Below are 20,708 nucleotides of genomic sequence, written 5' to 3'. Positions count from 1 at the left end.
GAAGGCGGGGGGTGGGGCCCTGCGTGCAGCGCGCCGACGAAAAAGAACGTCGAGCACTTCGCAGACGACCCCACCCGGACCTGCGGTCCGACCTCCCCTCGAGGGGGAGGTAGCCGGCGTCTACTGCTGCGGCGCCGAGTCGATGATCGACTGCATGGTTTCCTGCGCATTGGCGATGGCGCCGTCGACGTCTTCGCCGAAGAAGACCTCGTTGACCATCTGGTTCCACGGACCGTTGGCGGAGTTGATCAGATCGTTGAACACCACCGAATAGGGCGTGCGGCCCTTGGCCATGGCCTCTGCGGCGACCTTGTAGCGCGGGTCTAGGTCCTTCAGCGCCTCATTGGCGATGTCGCCGCGCACGGGAAGGCTGCCGTATTTCGCCAGGATGGTCTGGCCTTCGAGCGAATAGGCGAAATCGAGGAACTCCTTCACCACCGCGACCTTCGTGGTGCCCTTGGTGACGACGAAATTGTCACCGCCGGCAAAGGACGACCAGCCGCCATCCTTGCCCGGCAGGAAGGTGACGCCGTAGTCGATGTCTGGGTATTGCGTGTTCAGCGCGCCGATGGCGAAGGCGCCGGACGGCGAGATGCCGATATTGCCGCCGGCGAAGGCGGCAAAGAAGTTGGAGCCGGTGTCGGTCTGCGCACCTGAAGGCACCAGATCCTTCTTGACCATCGAGCGGTAGAGGTCGATCGCGCCGCGCAGCTGCGGGCTGTCGAGCGTCGCCTTCGAGCCGTCCTCGGTGAGGATGTCACCGCCCGAGGCCCAGATCAGCGGCGTGAAGGTGAAGATGTTGCAGCCGCCGCAATTGCCGGAGAAATAGAAGCCCTTGATGTCGCCGCCAAGCGCGTTGACCTTTTCGGCGGCGGCTTCGATCTCGGCCCAGTTGGTCGGGCCTTTTTCGGGGTCGAGCCCTGCCTGCTTGTACAGCTTCTTGTTCCAGATCAGCACCGAACTATCGGCGGAGAACGGCAGCCCGTAGATGCGGTCCTTGTAGGTGCCGGTTTTGACGTGTGCCGGCGACAGGCTGTTGAAATAAGGCAGCGATTTCGCCCAGTCGGTGATGTCCTCCAACTGGCCGGCGGCAGCGAAGGACGGCGTGTAGATCAGGTCGAGCGAGAGCGCGTCGGGTGCTGTGCCGCCGGCGGCGGCGGCGCCGTATTTCGGGATGATCTCGGCATTGGGGATGATGTCCAGCTTGACCTGGTTCTCATGCCCCTTGTTGAAGGCATCGACGATGCGCGGCATGAAGTTCGAGCCGTCTGCGCGAACCCAGATGTTGGCGGTCTCGGCGGCGGCCGCCGGAAAGCTCAGGATGCTCGCGGCAATAGCGAGCCCGGCAATCATAGTTCTCATGGTTCTCCTCCTCATGGTTCTGTTTTCCTGCGACCGCGCTCCCCGCGCGGCGGCTTTTCGCTTCGATGCATGTCGTGATCCCAAAACCGCTGCGCACTTTTGGGCGACATGCATTTTCTGTTTGATGCATGTCGTTATCCCAAAACCGCTGCGCACTTTTGGGCGACATGCATTTTCTGTTTGATGCATGTCGTTATCCCAAAACCGCTGCGCACTTTTGGGCGACATGCATAGTCTCAGCCGTCCGGCGGACGGCCGCATGACTGACGCACCACCAGCCGGCACGGCAGTTTTCGGATGCCCGGCTCGGCGGGTTCGCCGCCGACGAGCGAAAGAAGTGTTAGACCGGCCTCGCGCCCGAGTGCCGCCAGGTTCATGTCGACAGAGGTCAGCGGCGGGCGGGTTGCCTCGGCCACGATCTGCCAATTGTCGAAACCGATGACGCCGACATCGTCCGGCACATCAAGCCCGCGCTCGCGCAGCGCGTCGATGACACCGCGCGCGATCTGGTCGTTGCCGCAAAAGACGGCATCGGGCTTTTCGCCCTTTCCCTTGAAGAGCTTCTTCACCGCCTCGTGACCCCACGCTTCCGACCACGATCCGAGCAATGGTTCCATGACCGGCAAGCCTTTTTCGGTCAGCACGTCACGATAGGCCTGTGCCCGCGCATGCACCACCGCAAAGCTCGCCGGCCCGGTGACATGGGCGATACGCCGGCGCCCGAGCCGCCAAAAGTGCTCGACCGCCAGGCGCGCGCCGCCGGCATCATCGGACACGAAAGCGATGGCGTCGGGATCGGGCTGGGTGAAGGCGTAGATCACGGGAACGCCGAGATTGGACAGGTCGACCGGCAGGTGGCGATCGATGCGCTTGCCGGTGGCGATGATGCCGTCGACGCGCTTGTCGAGCATGGCATCGACATGGAGCTGGCCGAGGCGCTGGTCGTCCTCGACATTGCAGAGAAACACCGAGACGCCCTTGTCGACCAGCGCATCCGAAATACCCGACATGACCGGCAGCGAAAACCGGCCATAGGTGTCGTTGGTCAACAAGCCGACGGTGAAGGAGCGCCGGCGCAACAGGCTCTGCGCCAGGCTGTTCGGGCGAAAGCCTAGCCGCTGCGCCGTCTCGCGAATCCGCTCGCGCGTCTCGGCGGTCATCCGCCCCTGCCCGTTCAGCGCCTTTGAGGCCGTGGCGACGCTGACGCCGGCGAGCGCTGCCACCTCGCGGAGGGTGACTGGCTTGGTGAAGACTGGCTGGGCGTCGGATGCCATGGTGCGCGGCATATTTCCTTAGTTGGGAAAAGGTTTTCTCTTGTTGGCCTGCGAGGCGCTGATTGGTGAGGTCAGCGGTGCGGGCGGTTTGGGAAAAGGTTTTCTCAGAGGGAGATTAGGGGAAGGATATGGGGATGGCAAGAGGGATAGATTTGGTTTTGGGCGTGTCTAAGATTTCTGCCAGGTGCCGTGATCCACGATCGCTTTGCGTCATTTGCAGACGTCAGCGAGTGCAGCCACTATGGTCCGTGTTCATATCGGACGTTTCCGGGACGCCGCGCGGATCCCTCCCGCCATTGATGCGATCGAGTTCGCAGCCACCTGGCGGAAGGCGGAAGGTTCTGATCCGCCCTTTCCTACTGCTGCGGTAGGAAGACTTCTTGATTCAGCCACCAGCCCAAACTGCTGGATTTGGCAGCCCAGGAAGGATAGGCTTGGTTTTTGGTTCAGGCGATGGAACAGAGACTAGCCGCAATTCTGGCTGCCGATATGGCGGGCTACAGTCGGCTAATGGAGGCCGACGAAACCGGCACGCTCGCACGCCTCCGGACCCATCGCATAGAACTGATCGATCCCGCCATCGCGAAGAACAAGGGCCGGATCATCAAGACCACCGGTGACGGCATGCTCGTTGAGTTCCAGAGCGTGACCGATGCCGTGAAGTGCGCCGTGGAAATCCAACAGCGCATGAAACGGCGCAATTCGGATGTGCCGCAAGAACGGCGTATCGAATTCAGGATCGGCATAAATCTCGGCGACATCATTTTCGACGATGACGACATTTTCGGCGACGGCGTCAATATTGCCTCGCGCATCGAGCAACTCGCCGACGTCGGCGGTATCTGCGTGACCGCAGCGGTGGCGACCCAAATTGCCGACCGTCTCGAAATTGCCATGGAGGACCTGGGCGAGAAGACGTTAAAGAACATCAGCCGCCCGGTTCGCCTCTATCGCATTGGGTTTGACAGTGCTGTCCTGCCAGAAGTCGAGGCAAAGCGATCCATTTCGAAACCTTCGATAGTGGTGCTGCCATTCGACAACATGAGCGGCGACCCCGAGCAGGAATTTTTCGCGGACGGACTGACCGAGGACATCATCACCGAACTGTCCCGCCACCATGAGCTGTTCGTCATCTCGCGCAATTCCAGCTTCGTCTACAAGAACCGCGCCGTGAATGTGCGCGAGGTGGCCGAGAAACTCGACGTCCAATACCTGGTGGAGGGAAGCGTCCGCAAGATCGGCGACAGGGTGCGCGTGACGGTTCAGCTCATCGACACGGCGAATGACGCTCATATTTGGGCAGACAAATATGACCGGAAGCTGGATGACATATTCGCGATTCAGGATGAGGTGACCGCGGCGATCGCAGCCACGCTGCCCGGTCGTGTCGAGGCGGCTCAGCGGGACCAGCTCGCGCGGGCGAAACCTGCAAACATGGCCGCGTATGAATGTGTGCTTGCTGCCAAGGTGCTGCATCACCGAAGCACGATTGCGGATAATGAACGCGCGCAAACCTTGATAAACAGGTCCGTCGCGCTCGACCCGGATTATGCCCATGCCCATGCCTGGCGGGCCTGTATCCTTGGCCAGGCCTGGGTCCATAACTGGTGCGAAGACAGGGATGCCGTCTGGAACGACATCATGGCAGCGCTGGACAGGGCGCTGGCGCTGGACGACAACGATGCCGATGTTCACCGCATCCTCGCCGCAGTGAACGTGAACAACAATGAGCTGACCACAGCGCGCTACCATCAAGAGCGCGCCCTCGCCCTCAATCCCAATTACGACCTCGTGGTGGTGCAGCAAGGCGAGTTATTGACGTGGCTGGGGAGGCCGGAAGAGGGAATTGAATGGATCCGCAAGGCAATGCAGTTGAACCCGCACCACCCGGAGAGGTTCTGGAGCCATCTGGGAAAGGCCCATTTCGCCGCGCGCCAATATGGCGAGGCGATCGAAGCTTTCATGCATCTGTCAACCATGGACTCGGTTCAGCACGCTTTCGCCGCTGCCTGCTACGGCTGGCTCGGCGACGAAATCGCGGCCGCGGCGCACCTAGCCAAGATCAGAACGCTCGATCCCCAATTCGACCTCGATTCATTTATCGCCACCCTGCACTATGCCCAGGAGGCTGATGCGCAGCACGTCCGCGAAGGACTGCTGAAAGCCGGTATTGCCCATCTGTAGCCAGCCCGTGACTACGAACCAGATCCAATCGGGGATAGGCAAAAGACCGGCCCCCCACCCGATGCGGACCTTGCGGCATGACCGAACGACGGGCGGCGCAGGGCCAGAGGCGGCCGTTCCACCCACCTACCAACACGCTCCCACGCCGGCGGCGCCTCACTGCTTAAAACAGTGGTCGCGGTGCCACTGCAAAAAATGAGGATGCGGGCGTTCAAACTGTCGGCCCGGCGGAAGTGCGCGGCGAGTCTTGTTTATGAACGCTTGCACGCTGTCGAGGTCGTTGACCTGTCGCGAGATCAGGATTTCCAAGTCATCGGATAGGCTGATCAACCCGCGATCGAACATCCAATGTGCAGTGCCGGACAGCGCGATCCCATTGTTGATGACGTCGGGACCGTTCGCTTCGACCGGTCGAATATGCGCGGCAGAAACCTCTGCTCGGCCGCCGCCATTTATCAACTTCAGTCCCGTGATCGCGCAGCGCTCATCATAGGCGCGCAGGACGATGCGACGGAAAATGCGGTCCCGCACAATTCGCGATCCGATATAGCTCACGCGGTCACGGCTCTGCTCGAACTCGAATGGCGCCTGTTCATCCTGAAAGCCGGTGCCGGCCTCATCAACGCGCGGCAGCAACAACTCATTCGTGTCCAGGCCCAGATCGATGATGCGGTTGAAATCGGCTGGACTGATTGAGCGGACGGCCGCTTGGGCGCGACCGGAAATCCGTCCTTGGTCGTTGAATAAGCCTCGTTCAACGAGACCATTAGGTCCGTTAAATTGAACAGGATTGACGAAGTCGAGATAGGTGCCGGGCTCAATCAGAGCGAGGTACATATCAGGCGTCACAGGATCGGAAATGATCTGTTGGACTTTGGCTACGGCGTAATAGCCACGGGTATCGTTTACCTTGCTAGGCTCGTAGTAAATGATCCAGCCGCCGACGCATGCTTCGGCGCGACTCAGATACGGGCGAGGAAACTGATATTGCTCTGCGGGGCGGTCGTTGTATCTCGAATCTGAGCGGTGAATGAAGACCCCGAATCCCATGATCTTCCTGCAATGCGTTCTTTGGGAATATCTACCTCAGATGTAACACCAATCCGATCTTGGGAACTTAGTCCAGGTCGGAGAAGCTTTTCCCCATGGTATCGGTCCTTTGGAGGCGAATAGGGAAAGCCGCTAACAAGCGACCGCGCTATTTTCACCAAGCTGTCGCAAAAGGCCCGCGTCGTCCGTCCTCCGACAGAAGAAGGAGAGCGCCATGAGAAAACTTATCGTCACCGAATTCATCAGCGTCGATGGCATCGCCGAGGTCGAGAAATTGCCTGGCGTGACCTGGAACGATGAAATGCAAAAATTCAAAGAGGACGAGCTTGCCGACAGCGGCGCCATGCTTCTGGGCCGCACGACCTATGAGATTTTTGCCGGCTCATGGCCCAATGAAACCGGAGACTTCGCCGACCGCTTCAACGCGCTGCCGAAATATGTCGCGTCGACAAGCCTGAAGACGCTCGACTGGAAACCGGCCGAGCTGCTGACGGGCGCACTGCCGGAAGCGGTCAGGGAACTGAAGCAAGGCAGCGGCGGCAACATCTATGTGCATGGCAGCCTCAGCGTCGCGCAGGAATTGCTGCGCCATGGCCTGGTCGATCGCGTCAGGCTGCTCAGCTACCCCGGTGCCGTCGGCCATGGCAAGAAGCTGTTCCCGCCCGGCGAACAAGTGCCGCTCGCGCTGATTTCGGCCACGCCATTCAGCAACGGCGTGGTGGCGCTTGAGTATGCGCCTGTGACGGCGAAGTCGTGATGGCGCCAATGACAGCCAATCTCCCCCACAAGCAGGGCTATCGCATATGGGTAAGTACCCCCCTCACCCGGATTGCCAACCGAATTGCGAAAGGCAATTCGGGACTATCCGACCTCTCCCCAAGGGGAGAGGAGCCAGCGCTGACGCTTCTCTCTTCTCCCCGCCGGGGAGAAGGTGGCCGCGAAGCGGCCGGATGAGGGGTCGGTTCGACCGGGCGCGGCCTCCCTCTCTTGCGACAGTGGAGGTTGGCGCATTACGCGAGACGGCCCCCTCTGGCCTGCCGGCCATCTCCCCCTCAAGGGGGGAGAAGCGTTTCGGCCATCAGCGCCTCGCTCCAACCTTACAGCGCCCGCCCCTCCCAGCTTCAGTCCTTCTCCCGCTCGGCCGCGACCAGGATCTCGACAAACCTCGTCACCTTGGGCGGCCGGAAGCGCGCGGCGGGGTAGACCGTGTAGATGCCTCCGGAGGGAGGGCGCCACTCGGGCAGGATGTGGACGAGCCGCCCTGAGGCCAGCTCATCCCGCACCAGGAAATCCGCCGACAGGCCGGCGCCGGCGCGGACGGCCGCCAGCACTGCCGGCGTTGCTTCGATGGCGATCGTGGCCTGCATGCGCATAGGTAGCCGGCTCATTCAAAGCCGTGTCGTCGGTCAAAAGCGAGAATGCCGGTCCACCTCTGCCACGGCGGTCATCCGGTGACCGGCGTGCGGTTGACGAATCGTCGAGAAGCCTTTCGACAATCGGCGCCGGAACCTTTTTTGTTTTAGAATGTTCTAATGCTTCGGCTGCATTCCGTTTCGCGTGGAATTCAGGCCCGCGAACCAAAGATGACCGCCGATTGGCAATCGTCTTTGGGAGGGACGTGACATGCCCTTGCGTTTCAACGGTACAGCAACAATTTTCGCTCTGCTCCTGTCTTCAAGCTTGATCCCCGCCGCGGCTCAAATGAGCGCGAAAGAGAAAATAAGCGGGAAGGATTTCGACAACGCTGCCGCCGAGCAGGCCAAGCGATATCTCGAGGAAGGTCGCGAGACATTCCGCTTCGACACCTTCGGCAGCGAGGATTTCTGGGGCGGCAAACTTAAACTCCACGAGGCAATCGCAGGTGAGAAGCTGGGCGGCACGGGACCCGGCCTGAGCCCACAGAAAGCCCTCGAACTCGGCCTCAAGGTCGATGTGAACGCCATTCCCAAGGATGTGGCCGATGCGCTCAACAAGGGCGCGGTCGACCTCGCAGATCCCGCGAGCACGCTTGTCCTGCTGAGAGCCAATGCCGTTGTCGGGGTGACCGGGTTCTTCGCCGAGGACGGAAAGACGCTGACTTCGGTGGGCATCCAATGCGCGGTGTGCCATTCAACCGTCGATGACGCCTATGCGCCCGGGATCGGACAACGGCTGGACGGCTGGCCCAACCGTGACCTGAATATCGGCGCGATCGTTGCCCTCGCACCTGATCTCACGGCGTTCACCGAGATGCTGCAGATATCCGAAGCGGAGGTGAAGAAGGCGGTTGAGGCGTGGGGTCCCGGGAAGTTCGATGCCGAACTGAACCTCGATGGCAAAGCATTCCGGCCGGACGGCAAGACGGCCGCCACGCTCAATCCGGCGGCATTCGGATTGGCCGGTGTAAACAACCACACATGGACCGGAGCCTGGGGCACGGTGAGCTACTGGAACGCTTATGTGGGCAATCTCGAGATGCACGGGAAAGGCGTGTTTTACGATCCGCGCCTTGATGACGCCGAGAAGTATCCGGTCGCAGCACGAACGAAGCAGGGCCACAAGCAGGACAAGCAGGACCGGATTACGGCCAAGTTGCCGGCGCTCCATTTCTATCAACTTTCGCTGCCGACACCGAAACCGCCGGAGGGCGCCTTCGACAGCGCCGCTGCGGAGAAAGGAGAGGTTCTCTTCAACGACAAGGCCAAATGCGGCACTTGCCACGTGCCACCGCTCTTCACGGAACCGGGCTGGAACCTGCATACCGCCGACGAGATAGGGATCGATGATTTCCAGGCGATGCGATCTCCGGACGAGCGCTACCGGACGGCATCGCTGCGAGCCCTTTGGGACATCGAGAAAATTCACAAGGGCGGTTTCTACCACGATGGGCGGTTCGCCACACTCGATGACGTTGTCGAGCACTATGACGGTCATCTGAGCCTTGACCTAACCGATCAGGAAAAGAGTGATCTGATCGAATACCTGAAGTCGATTTGACCCGGCAGGCTTGAGCGAAGACCATCCCTCCAACAACGCGCGTGACATTTCACAGCGCGCTCCCCTCCCCGACCAAACCCTCCTTCTGCTCAGCCGCAATCAGCATCTCAACAAACCTCGTCACCTTGGGCGGCCGGAAGCGCGCGGCGGGGTAGACCGTGTAGATGCCGCCGGAGGGCAGCTGCCATTCGGGCAGGATGTGGACGAGCCGCCCTGCGGCCAGCTCATCCCGCACCAAAAAATCCGGCAGCACCGACAGGCCGGCGCCGGCGCGGACGGCCGCCAGCACTGCCGGCGTCGCGTCGATGGCGATCGTTGCCTGCATGCGCACGGCCTCATGCTCGGCGTCGCCGCGCGAAAATTGCCATAGCAGCGGTTCGCGCAGCGCCATGTTGGCGACGAAGGGTAGCCCGGCAAGGTCTTGCGGTTCGCCGGCCGTGAAGCGCCCGGCAAACTCAGCGCCGCACACCATGAATTGCCGGAAGGTGCCGATCCGTCGCGCCTGCAGGCTGGAATCGGCCAGCCAGCCGACGCGGATCGCCACGTCCATCCCGCCGGAAGCCAGGTCGATCGTCTCGTCGCCCAGCGTCAGCTCCACCCGGCAGGCGGGATAGCGCGCGCTGAAGGCGGCGACCACCGGCACCACCGCCGACGTGCCGTAGTCGTTGGGCGCCGCAATGCGCAGTGTGCCGGTCGGCTCGGTGGCCGCCTGCGCGAGCTCGTCGAAGGCATCCTCGGCCTGCTGCAGGACTTGTAGGCAGCGGGCATGGAATGTCCGGCCGGCTTCGGTCGGATGGACACGCCGCGTCGTGCGGATCAGCAGCGTCGTTCCGACATCGCGCTCCAGCCGCGCCACCTGCTGGCTGACGACCGCCTTGGTGATGCCCAGCCGCTCGGCGGCCCGCGTGAAGGAGCCGGCATCGACCACCGCGGCGAAATAGGCCAGCCGGTTCAGGTTCATGCGTGGCTCATGGCAAATGCGACCTCATTGTCAGGCAATGGCATACATTACGTCTATTTTGTTGGCCTTCAATACGCATTCTACCTTTGCCATCTTCCTAAGATCGAGGCTGCGCGGGAGCCGCCCGAAGTCGGCATTTTCAAACCCCAGGAGACATCCATGTTCACACGGAGAGCCATCATGAAAACCACCCTCGCCGCCGGCGCCGCCGCCGTCTTCGCTCCCGCCGGGCTTGGCCATGCAGCTGGCGGACTTTCCTGGAAACATTTTCCGGCTGGGGAAAACGGCTTCTTTCGCGCCCCCGTGCTGATCACCGGCGCCTCCGAGGCGCTGCTGATCGACGGCGGTTTCACCTACCCCGACGGCCGAGCCGTGGCCGAGGCGACCAAGGCGACCGGCAAGACGCTGACCACCATCTATGTCAGCCAGTCCGACCCGGACTATTATTTCGGCCTCAAGCCGATCAAGGAGGCTTTCCCGCAGGCACGGGTGATCGCCGCAGCCGAGACGGTGGCCGCCATCAACGGCAGCGTCGACAAGAAAATCGCCGTTTGGGGGCCGCAGCTCAAGGAGAACGGCCCGCAGGCGCTCGCCGATATCGTCATCCCCGAAGTGTTCGACGGTAAGACGCTCACCGTCGATGGCGAGGCCATCGAGATCGTCGACGCGGAAGGCCTCGCCAACCGGCGCTATCTCTCGGTGCCGTCGCTGAATGCGGTGTTCGGCGGGATGATGATTTTTTCGGGCGTGCATGTCTGGACCGCCGACACGCCGAGCAAAGAACAGCGCGCCGCCTGGCTCGCCAATCTCGAAAAGATCGCTGCCGCCAAGCCAGAAATCGTCGTGCCCGGCCACATGACGCCGCAGGCCGCCACCGACCTGTCGGGCGTTGAGCACACCAAGGCGTATCTCATTGCCTTCGAGGAAGAACTGGCCAAGGACGCGGCCGCGCTCAAGGGCGCCATGGAGGCCCGCTTCCCCGGCCTCGGCATGGGCGTCGCGCTCGACATCGGCTCCAAGGTCGCCACCGGCGAGATGAAGTGGGGCTGAGGGCGGCAATCTTTCCTTCTCCCCTTGTGGGAGAAGGTGGCCGCGAAGCGGTCGGATGAGGGGTGCTCCAGCTTGGCAAGGACGGCGCTCCGTCCAACAACCCTCATCCGGCTCGACGCTGCGCGCCGATCCACCTTCTCCCACAAGGGGAGAAGGCAAGGGGCGAGGGGCGGCGCAAAGCTGGAGTGATTGCCCTTCGCGGTCGCTCAAACGCCCCTCACCCAATGTTCTGAATCCGCCCCCAGGTGCTCTTGGTTCCCCAGATGCCGGAGCGTAGCGCCTCGAGCTGCACGATCTGGCTGTGGTCGACGAACAGATTGATCTCGTTGCCGTAGTTCTTGACGTACCATTCGAAGACCGCCGGGTCGGCGGCTTCGAACATCACCTTCTCCAGCTCGAGCTCGTTGATGATGCGGGCCACCACGTCGGTGCGCCAGGAGGTCACGTTTTCGGTGATTCCTTCACTCTCGATCATGATGATGTCGGCGCCGGCATCGAGGGCGCGCCTGGCCTGTGCGACCAGCCAGCCGACATCCCTGGTGCCTTCGGCTTCGAGCTCCTTGGCCGATGTGTCGCCACCGGCCCCGAACTGGATTCCGAGCTCCGGCTTGGCCTTGAGCCCGGCCTTTTTCACGGTTTCGACCAGGCGCAGCAGCGCTTCCGTGGGCAGGCTGATAAAGCCGGTGGAGATCTCGATCACGTCGAACCCCAGCGCCTTGGCTTCCTCGATGTAGCGGTCGACGGCGTCCGGGCCGAAGCGGAGGACATTCTCGATCCAGCCGCCCGTCGACACATAGGCATCGTGATCATGCGCAAGCTTGTTGATGGATTTCACCGCTTCGGGCGGCATCAGGGCGAATGATCCGCCGGCAAACTTGATGCCGTCGATCCAGTTGCCCATGATTTCCAGTACGTCGGCCAGATGGCGCGGCCCATAGGCGCTGTAATAAGGCCCGCGAATCTCGGTCAGGCCGGTCTTGCGCGGCTTGGAAGAGCGTGCGGCGCGCGGGATGAAGGAGAAGGCTGTGTCGGGCATTTCTGGCCTCGGCGGTCGGTTCTCCTGCGTTAACGATTTGGCCCGCGATCCGATCCCGCGCAAATTGGGCTGGAACCCTTGGCGTCACTGGTTGTTGGCGGGAAGGAGGTCTGGGATGCCGCAGATCGCGAACAATGCCGCCGCCCGAAGCAGCGCAAAACTGTTCCTGTGCGGCGACGTGATGCTCGGGCGCGGGATGGACCAGATCCTCGCCAATCCGGGCGACCCGCACCTGTCCGAGCGCTATGTCAAATCGGCGACGACCTATGTCGAGCTTGCCGAACGCATCAATGGCCCGATCCCGAGAAAGGTCGACGATGCCTATGTCTGGGGCGATGCGCTCAGCGAATTGGAGCGTGAAGCTCCCGATGCGCGCATCATCAATCTCGAGACCAGCATCACAACCAGCCTGTCCTTGGCGCCCAAGGGGATCAATTACAAGATGAACCCGGCCAACATCGGCTGCCTGGCGGCGGCGCGGGTCAGCTGCTGCGTGCTCGCTAACAACCATGTGCTCGACTGGGATGAGCCTGGCCTCGTCGAAACCCTCGATACGCTCCGGCATGCCGGCCTCGCCTATGCCGGGGCCGGCCTTGACGCGGACGAGGCGGCGGCGCCTGCCGCCATCGAACTGGCCGGCGGCGGCCGCGTGCTCGTCTTCGGCTTCGCGCTCGAGACGAGCGGCGTTCCAGCTTCATGGGCAGCCGGAGCCTACAAGCCAGGGATCAATCTGCTGGCGGATGTCTCTGCCCGGTCGCTCGCGCAGATCGCCCGATCCGTGGAGGCCATAAAACAGCCCGGCGACCTCGCGGTGGCCTCGATCCACTGGGGCGGCAACTGGGGCTACCAAGTCCCCGCGGAAGAACGCGCGCTTGGCCATGCTCTTGTCGATGTTGCAGGTTTCGACGTCGTGCATGGGCACTCCTCCCACCATCCCAAGCCGATCGAAATCCATGACGGCCGGCTGATCCTTTATGGATGCGGCGACTTCCTCACCGACTATGAGGGAATCACCGGCTACGAAACCTTTCGCGGTGAACTTGCGCTGATGTACCTGCCGCGGCTCGCCATACCGGACGGCACGCTTGTTTCGCTCGACGTCGTGCCGTTCCAGCTCCGCAAATTCCGGCTAAACCGCGCCTCGCCCGAAAATGCCGTCTGGCTCGCGGCTATGCTCGAGCGCGAGTGCTCGCCTTTCGGCACTCATGTGGCGCTCGATAACCGTCTCACTGTCCTTTGGTGAAGCGCCTGCGGTTAGCAGCCAGCGATACTAATTTTCAAGCCTCTCCGGCCGTCCTCGGCCAAGCGCACCGTCGGCGCGGGCCTGCAGGTAGGCATAGATGTCGTCGATGTAGGGTGCGACGTTGGGGTCGTCGGCGAAGCCCTTCATCACCGAAGGGCCGCTGCGCACGCCGTCGCGAACGTTGCGGCGGAAGACCTCGATGGTGGGCAGCCGGTCGACAAGGGCCGAGGCGAACGTCGAGCCCATGCCATCGGGGCCATGGCAGTGATTGCAGCTGCCATGGTAGCGACGGAAGCCGTTGTAGGTTCGCGCGTCGACCTTAGCGCCGACAATTTCGTAGAACTTGCCCGCGGCCAGCTCAGCTTGCGAAGACGCGCCGAAGCCAGCGGCAACGGTAAAGACGACGACAGACGGGATGAGCCATGGAGACATCGCCAAGGACGCGCGTGCGAAGAGTGACTGACTTCGACTAATCGCCGCTGCGCGCTGTCGCGAGCACAAGCGAAAATCCAAAATAGTTGGAACCGTGCGGATTTTCGCTGGGTTTGGCGCGCCTCCGCTCGTCCCAAACATTCGCGCCACTACTCGAAACGTCTCAGTCGAAATTGGCCGGCGACGAGAACGGCCGATTGGCGTCGACAACGAAGATGGCCAGCTCATCGAGATCGCTTGTGCCGGCGTTGAACACCTCCATCGGCGTGTCGGCCCCGTGTCCGACCATCGTCGTGCCGGCTTCGGCATAGGCCACCCCGTGGGGTGTTCTCTGGCCGAGCTTGCCGGCCAGCACATAGAAGGCCTCCGGTCCCGGATGTGTATGGATCGGCGTCTTGACGCCGGGTGATCCACCGGCGCGGTTGACGCGCAGCAAATACTCGCTTGCGCTGATCGGAGGGACCGGTCCGATCTCGGCGACCTTGGTTCCGCCGGTCGTAGAGCCATCCTTCGGTCCAAGCGTGAACAGCCAGACCTTGCCTGCGACCTCCGCCGCAAGCGAGGTCGGGCCCGCAGCGCTTTGGGCCTGCGCCAGCGTTGGGAAATTTTCCAGCCGCCAGTACAACGGTCCGGAGGGCAGTTCCCTCACCTTTTTCTCAACCACCGGCTCGACGGCGAATTTGCCGTCTGCGGGCATTGAGGCTGACGTCGTCAGTCCGAAAGCACACAGTGAGAACATAAGCAGGCCAATACGGCGGGCGCTGAGGGAATGCCGCTTCATGGTTGGTCCTCCTATCGATGCAACGTGCCCCGGATTGCGGTTGGTCGGCGGCTACGATGATGCAGCCAGCGCCGCCGCAACGCGCCTGCCCCCGGATCACTCGACGGCGGTCATCAGTCAACGGCGAGCTTCGGAGAAGAAACCACGATCCCGTCTATCGGATGCGGGCTGACGACAAGCTTACCGCCAACGCGCAATATCTCGACGATCTGGTCCGACTCTCCCAGCTTGCCTGGCACCGAGAGCGCGACCTTCTGATTCTCGGTCAGTGTCGCCACGAAACGCACGGGCAAGCCAGCCTCGCCCTGCGCAATTGTGGTGACCACCCGATAGCCGTCCTCCTCCGGCGTGTAATAGACGACACCAAGAAAGCCGGCGAGATCGATGCTTTCGGCCTTCATGGCTCCAAGCTCGCCGGCATGCGCGGGCATCGCCGCCATGCAAAGTGCTGCAAAAGCAATGTACCTGTACATAATGCTGCTCCATCCCGAATTGTCCGGGCCGAACCCGGCTCAAGGTTTCAGCAATAGCGGTCGTGCGCCGTGATAGTCGGCGCACGCAGGCAGAATTCTTGATTAGTCCCCCCGGCTGCATCACTGTGGCGAAGGCTCGCGAGCCGGGAACGGCGCTGAACCCCACTGGTTGTCACAGTTCCGTGTGACCTTTTCTTCTGGGGCGCAAGCATTTCACTGCCCGGTTGCTTGCGCATCCCCTGTTTGGGGGAGATAATCGGAATTTAAGCGATCGCTAAAGTTTGGAGAGGCGAGAGCACCTGTGAGAGCGCGCGGCTTTCCGCGTCGGACGCGCTGTCGACATGCGGGGGGCCGTCGATGGCCAAGGCATTGTCGCATCATGAGCTGTCGAAGCTGATCGGCTCGATCTACGATTGCGCACTCGACCCGGAGCGATGGGAGCACGCGCTTGCCGGGATCAGAGATGCGCTCAACGCCCAGACCGCGGTCCTGCACCTTGACGACCTCACCAACGACCGGCTGCTGATCCACAGGACCGTGGGAATAGAGCCATACTGGCTGGAGCAACAGGCGAAACATATCCCCGAGATCCACGCCCGGCTGATCGAGGATCTCTCGACGTGGCCTTCGCTCGATGTGCCGCATGTGGTCTCACGCCATATCCCTCAAACATACCTGGAGACCTCCCGATATTTTCAGGAGTGGCTGAAGCCGCAAGGCCTGATCGACGTCATGTCGTTTTTCCTGATCCACACCCCTACCCGCCTTGCCGGCTTCGCCATTGCCCGGCATAAGCGGCAAGGCATTATCACCGGGCGTGAAATCAAGCTTGGCGGATTGTTGCTGCCGCATGTGCGCCGCTCCGTGATGATCAGCAACATGCTCGACATGGGCACGATCGAGCGCGCACGGATGGCCGAGGCGCTCGATGCGCTCACATGCGCCGTAGTCCTCACCAATGGACGTGGCGCGATCCTGCACGCCAATCACGCGGCCAAGCACATGCTGCGCAGCGGTGGCCCGATCCACGATGTCCATGGCATTCTGCAAGCAAAGATCCCGTCGGCTTCCAGGGAGCTTCACAGCGCCATCATGCTTGCGGCTCAGGATGATGCGAGCATCGGCAAGACAGGGCTTGCCGTCCTCCTCACCGAACCCGGCCTGCCGCCCGTCTTCGCCCGCGTGTTGCCTATGGCCGGTGGCGATCTGCGCGCCGGCATGGACCCCGCGGCGGTAGCCGCGGTGTTCATCGGCAATGCACCGGACGAGCATGACGCCGCCGACATGCTGGCGACAGCCTTTGGGCTCACGCTGGCCGAAACGCGCGTGCTCGCCAGCCTTCTCGCCGGGCACACCCTGGCCGAGACCGGCGCCAGCCTTCACATTGCCAGCACGACCACCAAGACGCATCTGGACAATATCTTCCAGAAGACCGGGGTCTCCCGTCAGGCCGGTCTGATGCGCCTTGTCATGCAGATCGTTCCGCCCGCGGGGCAGCCTGTTCCCTGAACTACAGTCATTCACCGCTTTGGATACAGGTATCCAACGCCGCGGATCGTCTTGATCAGCTCCGGCTTGGCCGGGTCCTTTTCGAGCCGGCGGCGCAGCCGCGTGATGCGGCTGTCGATGCTGCGGTCGAAGGGCTCGTCGCCCCTGGGTGGCGCAAGGTCGAGCAATTCGTCGCGACCAATGACCTGGCCGGCCCGGGTGGCGAAGGCGGCCACCAGATCAAGCTCCATCGGCGTCAGCGGAATGGCCACGCCGTTGGTGTCGACGAGGTTTCTTGCGCGGGCGTCAAACACATAGGTTCCGAAGGCGAAATGCCCGGCCGGCAAAGCGTCGGCATTGTTCAATCCCTTCGGCCTGCGCCTGCGCAACACCGCGGCGATCCTGGCTTCCAGCTCGACCGGTGCAAAGGGCTTTGCCAGATAGTCGTCCGCGCCGACCTCGAGACCCGCCACCTTGTCGAAGACCGAATCGGCGCCGGTCAGCATCAGGATGCCGGTGTCGTGATGCTCGCGCAGCCAGCGGGCCAGGCTAAAGCCGTTCTCGCCCGGCATATTGAGGTCGAGAACGACAAGATCCGCCTTCGCCGCCGCGATCGTCTCGCGCAGTTCGGCGCCGCCGGATGCCATGCGTATGCGGTAGCCCTTCGCCTGCAAATAGTCGGCGATCATGAACGCCACGTCGGTCTCGTCGTCCACGACAATGATGTCGGCCATGCGTTCCCCCGCGGCGAGCGACGCTCCAAACCTACAGGGCGCATTAACCCCGGGTCAATGTGCCCCGTCTGCTGCCGATTTCGGGCTGGTTCGACACAATTGAAACAATAGAGGCCGGGAGATTCGGTTCGCGGCATCTTCGTGAAACATCCCGCGGTTATTTGTCGAACGTCCCAGGCGGATGGCCGAGCAGGCGGCTTGACAGGCCGCGGGCCGTTCAGTCCATTGGCCCGCACGGAACAGCAACCGTCGTGACGGCGCATCCGTCTGTGGAGACCTCGCGTGACGACCTCCTCGAAGCTGTCCAGGCATTACGCGTCGTTGATGGCGGCCTGCGTTTTGCCTCTCCTCCTGCTTGTCGCCGGCATCGGCCTCTACCAGTTCTACACCCTGCAACAGTCATTTTTTCCCTATTCGATCATTTTGGTCGGGTTGCTTGTCTCGGCATTCGCTTTGCACCGAATGCTTCTGAGGGAGGTCGTCGGCCCGGCGATCTCGCTTGTCGAGCATGTCCGCTCCGGCGCCGCCGGCGAAAGCACCGACCCCGGGGCCGCGATCAAAACCTCGGCGCTTTGGCAGCCCTGGATAGACATGGCTTCGAGCATCTTCGCCGAAAACCGCAGGGCGCTGCGCGAGCTGGCCGACAGTGAGCAGCGCTACCGCAATGTTGTCGAGGCGCAGACGGAATATATCATCCGGGTCGCGCCCGATGGGCGCATGAGCTTCGCCAATGACGCCTACTGCCGCCTCGTCGGCAGGACGCGTGAGGAGTTGCTGAGCCCGGACTGGCACTATTTCAACTCGTTTTCCGCCGATTTCGGCAGCTTCGACGAGATCATCGGTCGAGTGACCCCGGAACGGCCGGTTTGCGAAGTGGAAGAGACCGGCGCCCTGAGCGATGGCCGCGAGGTCCACATTCATTGGACCGATCGCGGCATCTTCGACGCCAGCGGCAAGCTCATCGAAATACAGTCGATCGGACGCGATGTTGCCGAGCAGAAACTCGCCCGTCAGGCACTCGAGGCCAGCGAGCAGCGCTACCGCAGCGTGGTCGAGCTGCAGACCGAGTTCGTCGTCCGGATGTCGCCGGAGGGTCATTTGAGCTTCGTCAACGACGCCTATTGCCGGGCGTGCCGGATGACCCGTGAACAGCTTCTCGACCCGTCCTGGTGCGAACTCGATGTGCTGCCGCCCGACGAACGGCGCAGGTTCCTGGACCACCTTGCCCGCCTCACCCCGCAGGCGCCGGATGCCAGCATGGAACTTCTCAATGCGATGCCGGATGGCGTGCGCCGATGGCTCGCCTGGAACGATCATGGCATTTTCGACAGCGACGGGCGCCTTGTCGAAGTGCAGTCCGTCGGCCGCGATATCTCCGACCGCGTCCTGGCCGAGCAAGCCAGAATTGAAGCCGAAAAACTGTTGGCCGAACGGGAGGCGCAGTTTCGCGCCATAGCTGAAGGCGTGCCGCTGCCGATCACCATCTCGGCAATAGAAGGCCCCGAAATACTGTTCGTCAACGAGCCGGCGCGCAGGACGCTCGGCATCGAAGTCGGCCAGATCGGAGCCGAAGCGACGTCGACCTGGGAAGACCTCTCGCGGCGAGACCATCTCCTGCGGCTGTTGCTGAGAGATGGCATCGTCGACGCATTCGAAGCCGGCATGACCAATATGCAAGGCTCAAGAATGGATACGCTGGTTTCGGCGCGGCTGATCACGCAGGCCGGCCGTTCGGCAATGCTTGCTGCCGTCACCGACATCACCCGTCAGCGCGAATCCGAGGCGGAGATCGCCCGCCAGCGTGAAACGCTGTACCAGTCGGAAAAGCTCTCCGCTCTCGGTTCGCTACTGGCCGGCGTGGCGCACGAGCTCAACAATCCGCTGTCGGTCGTCATCGGCTATAGCTCGATGCTGAAGGAATTCTCGACGGACAAGGCGACCGTGGGACGCGCCGACAAGATCCACGCAGCGGCCGAGCGATGCTCGCGAATCGTCCGCACCTTTCTGGCGATGGCCCGCAAGAAGCCGCCGACACGGGGCGCCGTCGACATCAATGAAGTCGTGGTCGCTTCGCTGGAGCTCGCCGCCTACAGCCTGCGTTCGGCTGGGGTCGAAATCCGCACCGAGCTGGCGGAACCGCTCCCCAATATCTGGGGCGATAGGGACCAGCTTCATCAGGTCATCACCAACCTGGTGGTCAATGCGCAGCAAGCTCTGCTGCAGGTCCCGCACCCGCGGCGGCTGACCATCGTCACGTCAGGGGACGGCGATGCCGTCGAGGTGGTTGTCGCTGACAATGGCCCAGGCATGCCGGAGACTGTGCGCGCGCGTGCTTTTGAGCCTTTCTACACGACCAAAATGGCCGGCGAAGGCACCGGGGTCGGGCTGTCTGTCTGCCAGGGCATCGTGACGGCACACGACGGCAGCATAGAACTGGATTCGACGCAGGGCGGCGGCGCACGGTTCACGGTCCGGCTTCCGAGCGGCAAGGCAGAGACGGCTCCTGCGCCCGAGGCTGCCGGAAGGGCGCCGCCTGCGCCATCGGCGGCACGAATTCTGGTGGTCGACGACGATGCCGACATTGCCTCGATGATCGCCGAGATGCTGCGCCGCGACGGCCACGACGTCACCATTGCCGACGATGCGAATGCCGCCCTCAAGGCTGTGCGCGCGGATGGAATCGATCTGTTGATCAGCGACATACGCATGCCCGGCCTCGACGGCCCCGGCCTCTATCGCGCGCTGGAGCAACTGCGTCCCGGACTCGCCAATCGGCTTCTGTTCGTGACCGGCGACACGCTGGCGCCCGAGATCGATCGTTTCATCGGCGAGACGGGCGCGCCGGTGATCGAGAAACCACTCGATCCGCAGACCTTTCGCAGGCTCGTGATGGAGCGCCTGAGGGCGATGGAGACCAGCGCAATGGAAGAGGCTAAAGCGTGACAAAACAGAAATTGCTCATTGTCGACGACGAAGCGCCCTTGCGCGAGATGCTGTCGGATTACCTGCTCATGCACGGCTTCGACGTTCGATCCGTTCCGGATGGGGCGGGAATGCTGACCGAACTCGATCGCTTTGGCCCCGACCTCGTCATTCTCGACGTCAATCTCGTCGGCGAAAGCGGCTACGACCTCGCCCGCGAAATCGCCAAGGGCAGCCGCGTCGGCATCCTGATGCTGACCGCGGTCGGAGACCTGCCGCATCGGCTCGAAGGTCTTGCCGCCGGCGCCGACGACTATATGGCCAAGCCGTTCGAGCCGCGCGAACTCCTGGCGCGTGTCAGGAGCGTCATCCGGCGCCTGGGCGAGGAAGAACAGACCCCGGCAAATCGCATCCGTTTCGGTGGCTGCATCCTCGATATGGACGGCCGCACGATGGTCGATTTGGATGGCGCCGACGTGCAGTTGACGTCCATGGAATTCGACCTGCTGTGCGTCTTCGCGCGCCATCCCCGGCAGATATTGTCGCGCGACCAGCTGTGCAGGCTGGCCCACAACCGCGACCTCGAGCCGGGCGACCGGAGCATCGACATCCGCATCACCCGACTGCGCAAGAAGTTCGAGAGCGAGCCCGACGCTCCGACCGTTCTGGTGACGGTTCGCGGCGAAGGCTATGTCTACGAGCCTGCCCAGGACGAGGCGCGGCGCCGGTAGATACGGCGCTT

18 protein-coding genes are annotated in these 20,708 nt (G+C 62.5%); 8 read left to right on the top strand and 10 right to left on the bottom strand.

Annotation, left to right across the window (positions count from 1 at the left end; all coding sequences use genetic code 11):
- Positions 1 to 120 precede the first annotated feature (120 nt).
- Both EOB36_RS16750 and EOB36_RS16745 read right to left on the bottom strand, forming a co-directional pair.
- Positions 121 to 1,362: a sugar ABC transporter substrate-binding protein gene (locus tag EOB36_RS16750; protein WP_095485652.1), complete on the bottom strand. Its 1,242-nt coding sequence runs from the start codon at positions 1,360 to 1,362 to the stop codon at positions 121 to 123.
- Positions 1,363 to 1,598: 236 nt separating this feature from the next.
- Positions 1,599 to 2,636: a LacI family DNA-binding transcriptional regulator gene (locus tag EOB36_RS16745; RefSeq protein ID WP_095485831.1), complete on the bottom strand. Its 1,038-nt coding sequence runs from the start codon at positions 2,634 to 2,636 to the stop codon at positions 1,599 to 1,601.
- A gap of 453 nt (positions 2,637 to 3,089) precedes the next feature.
- Between EOB36_RS16745 and EOB36_RS16740 the strand changes: the two genes are divergently transcribed.
- A complete protein-coding gene (locus EOB36_RS16740; protein ID WP_095485651.1) occupies positions 3,090 to 4,820 on the top strand; it encodes an adenylate/guanylate cyclase domain-containing protein in 1,731 nt (576 codons plus the stop codon).
- Positions 4,821 to 4,976: 156 nt separating this feature from the next.
- Here the strand turns inward: EOB36_RS16740 and EOB36_RS16735 are convergent, their stop codons facing one another.
- Positions 4,977 to 5,870 (bottom strand): HNH endonuclease, encoded by an 894-nt coding sequence (locus EOB36_RS16735; protein WP_095485650.1) that lies wholly within the window; start codon positions 5,868 to 5,870, stop codon positions 4,977 to 4,979.
- Positions 5,871 to 6,084: 214 nt separating this feature from the next.
- Between EOB36_RS16735 and EOB36_RS16730 the strand changes: the two genes are divergently transcribed.
- Positions 6,085 to 6,627 carry a dihydrofolate reductase family protein gene (locus EOB36_RS16730; RefSeq protein ID WP_095485649.1) on the top strand — a complete coding sequence of 181 codons (543 nt, stop codon included), beginning with the start codon at positions 6,085 to 6,087 and terminating at the stop codon, positions 6,625 to 6,627.
- Positions 6,628 to 6,991: 364 nt separating this feature from the next.
- Here the strand turns inward: EOB36_RS16730 and EOB36_RS16725 are convergent, their stop codons facing one another.
- On the bottom strand, positions 6,992 to 7,258 hold the full coding sequence (locus EOB36_RS16725) for a LysR substrate-binding domain-containing protein (RefSeq protein ID WP_095485648.1): 267 nt from the start codon (positions 7,256 to 7,258) through the stop codon (positions 6,992 to 6,994).
- Between the two features lie 313 nt (positions 7,259 to 7,571).
- On the opposite strand from EOB36_RS16725, the gene EOB36_RS16720 reads away from it, so the two are divergent.
- On the top strand, positions 7,572 to 8,846 hold the full coding sequence (locus tag EOB36_RS16720; RefSeq protein WP_245329876.1) for a hypothetical protein: 1,275 nt from the start codon (positions 7,572 to 7,574) through the stop codon (positions 8,844 to 8,846).
- Between the two features lie 49 nt (positions 8,847 to 8,895).
- On the opposite strand, the gene EOB36_RS16715 is transcribed toward EOB36_RS16720, so the two are convergent.
- Positions 8,896 to 9,807, bottom strand: coding sequence for a LysR family transcriptional regulator (locus EOB36_RS16715; protein ID WP_128285274.1), 912 nt, complete (start codon positions 9,805 to 9,807; stop codon positions 8,896 to 8,898).
- Between the two features lie 159 nt (positions 9,808 to 9,966).
- On the opposite strand from EOB36_RS16715, the gene EOB36_RS16710 reads away from it, so the two are divergent.
- On the top strand, positions 9,967 to 10,857 hold the full coding sequence (locus tag EOB36_RS16710) for an MBL fold metallo-hydrolase (protein WP_206637173.1): 891 nt from the start codon (positions 9,967 to 9,969) through the stop codon (positions 10,855 to 10,857).
- A 217-nt stretch (positions 10,858 to 11,074) separates the two neighbouring features.
- Here EOB36_RS16710 and EOB36_RS16700 read toward each other — a convergent pair whose 3' ends face one another.
- On the bottom strand, positions 11,075 to 11,893 hold the full coding sequence (locus EOB36_RS16700) for a phosphosulfolactate synthase (RefSeq protein WP_095485644.1): 819 nt from the start codon (positions 11,891 to 11,893) through the stop codon (positions 11,075 to 11,077).
- 115 nt (positions 11,894 to 12,008) lie between these two features.
- On the opposite strand from EOB36_RS16700, the gene EOB36_RS16695 reads away from it, so the two are divergent.
- Positions 12,009 to 13,136 carry a CapA family protein gene (locus tag EOB36_RS16695; protein ID WP_128285272.1) on the top strand — a complete coding sequence of 376 codons (1,128 nt, stop codon included), beginning with the start codon at positions 12,009 to 12,011 and terminating at the stop codon, positions 13,134 to 13,136.
- Between the two features lie 27 nt (positions 13,137 to 13,163).
- On the opposite strand, the gene EOB36_RS16690 is transcribed toward EOB36_RS16695, so the two are convergent.
- The 3 genes from EOB36_RS16690 to EOB36_RS16680 all read right to left on the bottom strand — a co-directional run bounded on the left by EOB36_RS16690 (position 13,164) and on the right by EOB36_RS16680 (position 14,822).
- The gene (locus EOB36_RS16690; RefSeq protein WP_128285271.1) at positions 13,164 to 13,568 is read right to left on the bottom strand and encodes a c-type cytochrome; all 405 of its coding nucleotides are present in this window, start codon (positions 13,566 to 13,568) and stop codon (positions 13,164 to 13,166) included.
- A 163-nt stretch (positions 13,569 to 13,731) separates the two neighbouring features.
- On the bottom strand, positions 13,732 to 14,349 hold the full coding sequence (locus tag EOB36_RS16685) for a cupin domain-containing protein (RefSeq protein ID WP_128285270.1): 618 nt from the start codon (positions 14,347 to 14,349) through the stop codon (positions 13,732 to 13,734).
- Positions 14,350 to 14,462: 113 nt separating this feature from the next.
- On the bottom strand, positions 14,463 to 14,822 hold the full coding sequence (locus EOB36_RS16680; RefSeq protein WP_127290495.1) for a hypothetical protein: 360 nt from the start codon (positions 14,820 to 14,822) through the stop codon (positions 14,463 to 14,465).
- A gap of 357 nt (positions 14,823 to 15,179) precedes the next feature.
- Here EOB36_RS16680 and EOB36_RS16675 point away from each other — a divergent pair, with 357 nt between their 5' ends.
- A complete protein-coding gene (locus EOB36_RS16675; protein WP_128285269.1) occupies positions 15,180 to 16,331 on the top strand; it encodes a helix-turn-helix transcriptional regulator in 1,152 nt (383 codons plus the stop codon).
- Between the two features lie 11 nt (positions 16,332 to 16,342).
- Here the strand turns inward: EOB36_RS16675 and EOB36_RS16670 are convergent, their stop codons facing one another.
- On the bottom strand, positions 16,343 to 17,044 hold the full coding sequence (locus tag EOB36_RS16670) for a response regulator transcription factor (protein WP_128285268.1): 702 nt from the start codon (positions 17,042 to 17,044) through the stop codon (positions 16,343 to 16,345).
- A 282-nt stretch (positions 17,045 to 17,326) separates the two neighbouring features.
- On the opposite strand from EOB36_RS16670, the gene EOB36_RS16665 reads away from it, so the two are divergent.
- Together EOB36_RS16665 and EOB36_RS16660 are read left to right on the top strand one after the other, a co-directional pair.
- Complete coding sequence (locus tag EOB36_RS16665) at positions 17,327 to 19,987, top strand: PAS domain-containing sensor histidine kinase (RefSeq protein WP_128285267.1); 2,661 nt, start codon at positions 17,327 to 17,329, stop codon at positions 19,985 to 19,987.
- Entirely contained in the window at positions 19,984 to 20,697 is a 714-nt protein-coding gene (locus tag EOB36_RS16660; protein WP_128285266.1) for a response regulator transcription factor, read from the top strand. The genes EOB36_RS16665 and EOB36_RS16660 overlap by 4 nt, the downstream gene beginning before the upstream one ends.
- Positions 20,698 to 20,708 lie beyond the last annotated feature (11 nt).

This window comes from Mesorhizobium sp. M6A.T.Cr.TU.017.01.1.1, from assembly GCF_004023115.1.
Lineage (GTDB): Bacteria > Pseudomonadota > Alphaproteobacteria > Rhizobiales > Rhizobiaceae > Mesorhizobium > Mesorhizobium mediterraneum.
This window is presented reverse-complemented; position numbering and strand designations above follow the sequence as displayed.

What these genes read in the sequence shown, in the direction of transcription:
- EOB36_RS16690 (WP_128285271.1), bottom strand. Translation starts at nt 13,568, where the DNA reads ATGTCTCCATGGCTCATCCCGTCTGTCGTCGTCTTTACCGTTGCCGCT.
- EOB36_RS16735 (WP_095485650.1), bottom strand. Translation starts at nt 5,870, where the DNA reads ATGGGATTCGGGGTCTTCATTCACCGCTCAGATTCGAGATACAACGAC.
- EOB36_RS16720 (WP_245329876.1), top strand. Translation starts at nt 7,572, where the DNA reads ATGAGCGCGAAAGAGAAAATAAGCGGGAAGGATTTCGACAACGCTGCC.
- EOB36_RS16740 (WP_095485651.1), top strand. Translation starts at nt 3,090, where the DNA reads ATGGAACAGAGACTAGCCGCAATTCTGGCTGCCGATATGGCGGGCTAC.
- EOB36_RS16750 (WP_095485652.1), bottom strand. Translation starts at nt 1,362, where the DNA reads ATGAGAACTATGATTGCCGGGCTCGCTATTGCCGCGAGCATCCTGAGC.
- EOB36_RS16710 (WP_206637173.1), top strand. Translation starts at nt 9,967, where the DNA reads ATGTTCACACGGAGAGCCATCATGAAAACCACCCTCGCCGCCGGCGCC.
- EOB36_RS16675 (WP_128285269.1), top strand. Translation starts at nt 15,180, where the DNA reads ATGGCCAAGGCATTGTCGCATCATGAGCTGTCGAAGCTGATCGGCTCG.
- EOB36_RS16745 (WP_095485831.1), bottom strand. Translation starts at nt 2,636, where the DNA reads ATGGCATCCGACGCCCAGCCAGTCTTCACCAAGCCAGTCACCCTCCGC.
- EOB36_RS16730 (WP_095485649.1), top strand. Translation starts at nt 6,085, where the DNA reads ATGAGAAAACTTATCGTCACCGAATTCATCAGCGTCGATGGCATCGCC.
- EOB36_RS16715 (WP_128285274.1), bottom strand. Translation starts at nt 9,807, where the DNA reads ATGAACCTGAACCGGCTGGCCTATTTCGCCGCGGTGGTCGATGCCGGC.
- EOB36_RS16670 (WP_128285268.1), bottom strand. Translation starts at nt 17,044, where the DNA reads ATGGCCGACATCATTGTCGTGGACGACGAGACCGACGTGGCGTTCATG.
- EOB36_RS16725 (WP_095485648.1), bottom strand. Translation starts at nt 7,258, where the DNA reads ATGAGCCGGCTACCTATGCGCATGCAGGCCACGATCGCCATCGAAGCA.
- EOB36_RS16695 (WP_128285272.1), top strand. Translation starts at nt 12,009, where the DNA reads ATGCCGCAGATCGCGAACAATGCCGCCGCCCGAAGCAGCGCAAAACTG.
- EOB36_RS16700 (WP_095485644.1), bottom strand. Translation starts at nt 11,893, where the DNA reads ATGCCCGACACAGCCTTCTCCTTCATCCCGCGCGCCGCACGCTCTTCC.
- EOB36_RS16685 (WP_128285270.1), bottom strand. Translation starts at nt 14,349, where the DNA reads ATGAAGCGGCATTCCCTCAGCGCCCGCCGTATTGGCCTGCTTATGTTC.
- EOB36_RS16680 (WP_127290495.1), bottom strand. Translation starts at nt 14,822, where the DNA reads ATGTACAGGTACATTGCTTTTGCAGCACTTTGCATGGCGGCGATGCCC.